At 69.2% G+C, this 4,705-nt stretch carries 5 protein-coding genes; all 5 read left to right on the top strand.

Annotation, left to right across the window (positions count from 1 at the left end):
* Positions 1–189: hypothetical protein (locus tag WBV89_RS03805; RefSeq protein WP_423980012.1), on the top strand; the 189-nt coding region annotated here is incomplete at its 5' end.
* A gap of 42 nt (positions 190–231) precedes the next feature.
* Positions 232–501, top strand: coding sequence for a MoaD/ThiS family protein (locus WBV89_RS03800; protein WP_423980011.1), 270 nt, complete (start codon positions 232–234; stop codon positions 499–501).
* Positions 502–504: 3 nt separating this feature from the next.
* Positions 505–1,653, top strand: a complete 1,149-nt coding sequence (locus WBV89_RS03795) for an exo-alpha-sialidase (RefSeq protein WP_423980010.1) — start codon at positions 505–507, stop codon at positions 1,651–1,653.
* 39 nt (positions 1,654–1,692) lie between these two features.
* Complete coding sequence (gene hisD / locus WBV89_RS03790) at positions 1,693–3,006, top strand: histidinol dehydrogenase (RefSeq protein WP_423980014.1); 1,314 nt, start codon at positions 1,693–1,695, stop codon at positions 3,004–3,006.
* A 21-nt stretch (positions 3,007–3,027) separates the two neighbouring features.
* Positions 3,028–4,705 (top strand): thiamine pyrophosphate-dependent enzyme (locus WBV89_RS03785; protein WP_423980013.1); only part of this gene is annotated, 1,678 nt, incomplete at its 3' end.

Genomic DNA, 4,705 nt, shown 5'->3' with positions numbered 1-4,705 from the left:
GCACCGGCGCTGCCCGCGACGGCGCTCTGGGCCACCGACGGCGCCGACTCCGCCGTCCTCGAGTGGCGCGGCCAGACAGCCTCGGTCCCCGTCAGCGGCCAACAGGCGATCTGCGTCGCGCCGGGCGACAACGTCGTCCTCACCGCGGTGAACAGCGGCGGCCAGGATGTGCGGTCGCAGGTCTTCTAGAACCGGAGATCCGGCCTCTGTCGATTGCGTAGTGTTCACACCATGGCCGAGGTGATCTTCGCCAAGGCGTTCCGCCGCCACGTCGACTGCCCCGACGCGTCGGTCGTCGGCAGCACCGTGGGCGAGGTGTTCGCCGTCTACTTCGAGCGTCACCCGTCCGTGCGGGCCTACGTCCTCGACGAGGCGGGGGCGATCCGCAAGCACGTCGCCGTGTTCGTCGATGACGACCTGGTGACCGATCGCGTCTCGCTGTCCGATCCCGTCGGACCCGGTGGCCGGGTCCACGTCTTCCAAGCACTCTCCGGAGGTTGAGCCATGTCCACGACCGCACTCATCGGGACCCGCAAGGGGCTGTTCACGCTGTCGCTCGGCGACCCGGACGGAGCCGACGCCGATCGAACGGACGGCCCTTCGTTCGATCTCTCGGAGCCGTCCTTCCCCGGCGTCCGGGTGAGCAATGCCGTCCACGACCCGCGTGACGGCGCCCGGTACGCGTTGCTCGACCACGGTCACTTCGGTGTCCATCTCCATCGCAGCGACGACGGCGGTGCGACCTGGGTCGAGATCGCTGCACCCGAGTACCCGACCAAACCGGAGGGCGAACCAGACATCAACCCGATGACGCAGCGCGAGCGCGACTGGGCGACCGAGCTGGGCTGGATCCTCGAACCCGGACATCCCGACGAGCCAGGTGTCCTCTGGTGCGGCACGATCCCGGGAGGGCTGTTCCGGTCGGACGATCGGGGCGACTCGTGGGAACTGGTCGACGCGCTGTGGGAATTGCCCTCCCGCCAGAAGTGGTTCGGAGGCGGCTACGACGAACCCGGAATCCACTCGATCTGCGTCGATCCGCGCGGTCCTGGCCGGTTGGTGGTCGGAGTGTCGTGCGGTGGGGCGTGGCGCACCGACGACGCCGGTGCCAGCTGGGCGGTCGCGGCACGTGGCATGCGCGCCGGATTCCTTCCCGACGAGTTGGCGTTCGATCCCGACACGCAGGACCCGCACCGGATCGTGAGGTGCGATGCAGCTCCCGACGTGCTGTGGACGCAACATCACTGCGGCATCTTCCGATCGACCGACAACGGTGATTCGTGGAGCGAGATCGCCGAGGCCGGACCGTCGACGTTCGGGTTCGCGGTGGCGGTGCACCCCCGCGATCCCGAAACCGCGTGGTTCGTCCCGGCGATCAGCGACGAGGTCCGGGTGCCGGTCGACGGGGAGTTCGTCGTCACCCGCACCCGCGACGGCGGCGCATCGTTCGAGGTCCTGGCCGATGGTCTCCCCGGCGACTCCGCCTACGACCTGGTGTACCGACACGCGTTCGAGGTGGACGACACGGGCGAGCAGCTGCTGATGGGCTCCACGACCGGTTCGCTGTGGTGGTCGAGCAGCGGTGGCGACCGGTGGCATCTGGTGAGCGCCAATCTCCCACCGATCGCATCGGTCCGGTTCTGCCCCGGCTGATCCGAAGCGGTGATCGGTAGCGTCGACCGGGTGACCGTGATGCGTCGACAGGTGTGGGCTTCGATGGACGGCGACGCGCGGGCCGCCCTGATGCACCGTGGCATCGACGACATCTTCGACCCGGCGCTCCGCGCGTCGATCGGTGAGCTGATCGAGGACGTTCGCGTGCGCGGCGACGCGGCACTCTGTGACGCGCTCGCCACGTTCGACCACATCGAGATCGATCCGTCGGGACTGCGCGTCACCGACGACGAACTCGACTCGGCCGTCGTCTCCGAGGCCGTCGATCGATCGATCGACGATGCGATCACCCACCTCCGGGCATTCAACGAGGCCCAGCTCGAGCGCTCCGCAGACTGGAGCATCGAGTCCGAACCCGGTCTCACGGTCGGCGAGAAGGTCACGCCGATCAGCTCAGCCGGGCTGTTCACTCCCTCCGGAAAGGCGAGCTATCCGAGCGTCGCCTACCAGCTGGCCGTCCCGGCCGTCGTCGCCGGCGTGCCCGAACTCGCGCTGGTGGTTCCCCCGGTTCCGGGTGGCGCCGGCGAGGTCGATCCTGCAGTGCTCGTCGTCTGCCGCAAGCTCGGGCTCCGCGACGTCTTCCGCGTCAACGGGCCGTCGGGCATCGCCGGGCTCGGCTTCGGGACCGAGACGATCCCGAAGGTCCGCAAGGTCGTCGGGCCCGGCTCACCGGCCGTCACGATCGCCCAGGTCGAGATGCAACGCCACGGGATGGCGACGATGATGCTGCTCGGGCCGACCGAGAGCCTCGTGATCGCCGACGACTCCGCCGACCCCACGCTGCTGGCAGCCGACCTGTTGATCGAGGCCGAGCACGGCACCGACTCCTCCGTCGTCCTGCTCACGCCATCGGTCGCCCTCGCCGATGCCGTCGACATCGAAGTCGATCGACAGCTCGGCGAACTCCCCGGCGTACGCGCCGACGCGGCTCGCGCCTCGCTCGGCCCGAACGGAGGGTGCGTGATCGTCGACGACCTCGACGTTGCTGTCTCCGTCGCCAACGAATTCGCGGCCGAGCACCTCCAGGTGATCGTCGACGAGACCCGGCTCGACGGCGTGGTCGACGAGCTCGTCAACGCCGGCGAGATCCTCATCGGCCAGCACACCCCGTTCAGCGCAGGCAACTTCGTGATCGGTTGTCCAGCATCGCTCCCGACGAGTGGGTTCGCCCACGTCTCGTCGGGCATCACGACGGACACGTTCCTCAAGCGCACCGCCGTCGCCCGCGCCGACGAACGCGCCATCGCTCGGATGGCACCGTCGGTGATCGCGCTCGCCGAGCACGAGGGGTTCCCGGCGCACGCTGCGGCGCTCCGACTCCGCCAGGGGTGACAGGATGATGGTCGCGTGACCATGTCGACCGACGACCTCCACCCGGTCGAAGCCTCTCTGCTGTCGACGATCCGTGCTCTCGATCCCGACGCGATCGCCGCGACCGATGTCACCGGGATCGATCCGATGCTCGCGGCGACGTGGCTCGAAGCGCAGATCACGAGCCGGGTACTCGACCACAGCGCGCGCCGACTGCGTGCGACACGGGGACTCGGCTATTACACCATCGGTTCGGCCGGTCACGAGAGCAATGCCGTCGTGGCCACCGCATCGCGGGTCGACGATCCGGCACTGCTGCACTACCGCTCCGGCGGGTTCTACGTCGCCCGCTCTCTCCGGGCCCGAGCCACGGGGATCGACGCGGGAGACCCGATCATCGAGGTGTTGCGCGGGATGCTCGCGCGCTCGACCGAGTCGATCGCAGGCGGCCGACACAAGGTCTTCGGTAGTCATCCGTTGTCGATCATCCCGCAGACCTCGACCATCGCGTCGCACCTTCCGCGCGCGGTCGGCCTCGCTCTGAGCGGAGGCGTCGCGCCGGATGCGCCCACGACGTGGCCCGACGACATGGTGGTCCTGTGCAGCTTCGGCGACGGATCGCTGAACCACTCGACGACTCAGGGGGCGCTGAACTGGGCGGGGCACGCCCACCACCGCGGCGAGCGGGTGCCGATCCTGTTCGTGTGCGAGGACAACGGCCTCGGCCTGAGCGTCCCGACCCCGACCGACTGGGTTCGATCGTCACTCTCGGGCCGCCACGGACTGCACGTCGAGTCGGCCGACGGATCCGACCCGGTCGCAACGTGGCGGACTGCGAGCGCGCTGATCGACGACATCCGCGAGAGCGGCCGACCGGGTGTCCTCCACCTGGCGACCGTCCGTTTCCTGGGGCACGCCGGAACCGACGTCGAGTCTGCCTACCGGACGCCGGCGGAGCTCACCGCGGACCTCGCCCGGGATCCGATCATCGGCGCCGCGCGTGTCGCAGCAGCGTGCGACGTGTCGTCGCCGACCGACACCGTCGACTGGTACCTCGACACCTGCGACGCCGTCGCTCACTGTGTCGAGTCGGTGCTCACCGAGCCCGAGCTCACCACCGCCGAGGATGTGATGGCGCCGCTCGCCGAACTCCACGCTTCACGGACTCGTGCGCTGGGCGCCCCGCTCGCCACGGCACCGGACCTGTCGACGACCGACCGCCTCACGATGGCGCAGACGATCAACGGATGTCTCGCCGGGCTCCTCGATGATTCCGGTGACGTGATCGTCTTCGGCGAGGACGTCGGACGGAAGGGCGGTGCCTACGGCGTGACCCGCGGCCTGCAGAAGCGGTTCGGCGACCGGCGGGTGTTCGACATGCTGCTCGACGAACAGTCGATCCTCGGCATGGCGCTCGGATCCGCGCTCAACAGCCGACTCCCGATCCCCGAGATCCAGTACCTGGCGTACCTCCACAACGCAGAGGATCAACTCCGTGGCGAGGCGGCCAGTCTCGGTTTCTTCTCCCAGGGGCGATACCGCAACCCGATGGTCGTCCGGATCGCCGGCTACGGATACCAGAAGGGCTTCGGCGGCCACTTCCACAACGACAACTCGATCGCCGTGCTCCGCGACATCCCCGGCCTCGTGATCGCGTCCCCGGCCCACCCGGCCGACGCCGCGCCGATGCTGCGCGAGTGCGTGTCGCACGCCCGCGAGA

Origin of the sequence: Ilumatobacter sp. (assembly GCF_049588435.1) — a bacterium.
In the GTDB taxonomy this organism is placed as follows: Bacteria; Actinomycetota; Acidimicrobiia; order Acidimicrobiales; family Ilumatobacteraceae; genus Ilumatobacter_A.
This window is presented reverse-complemented; position numbering and strand designations above follow the sequence as displayed.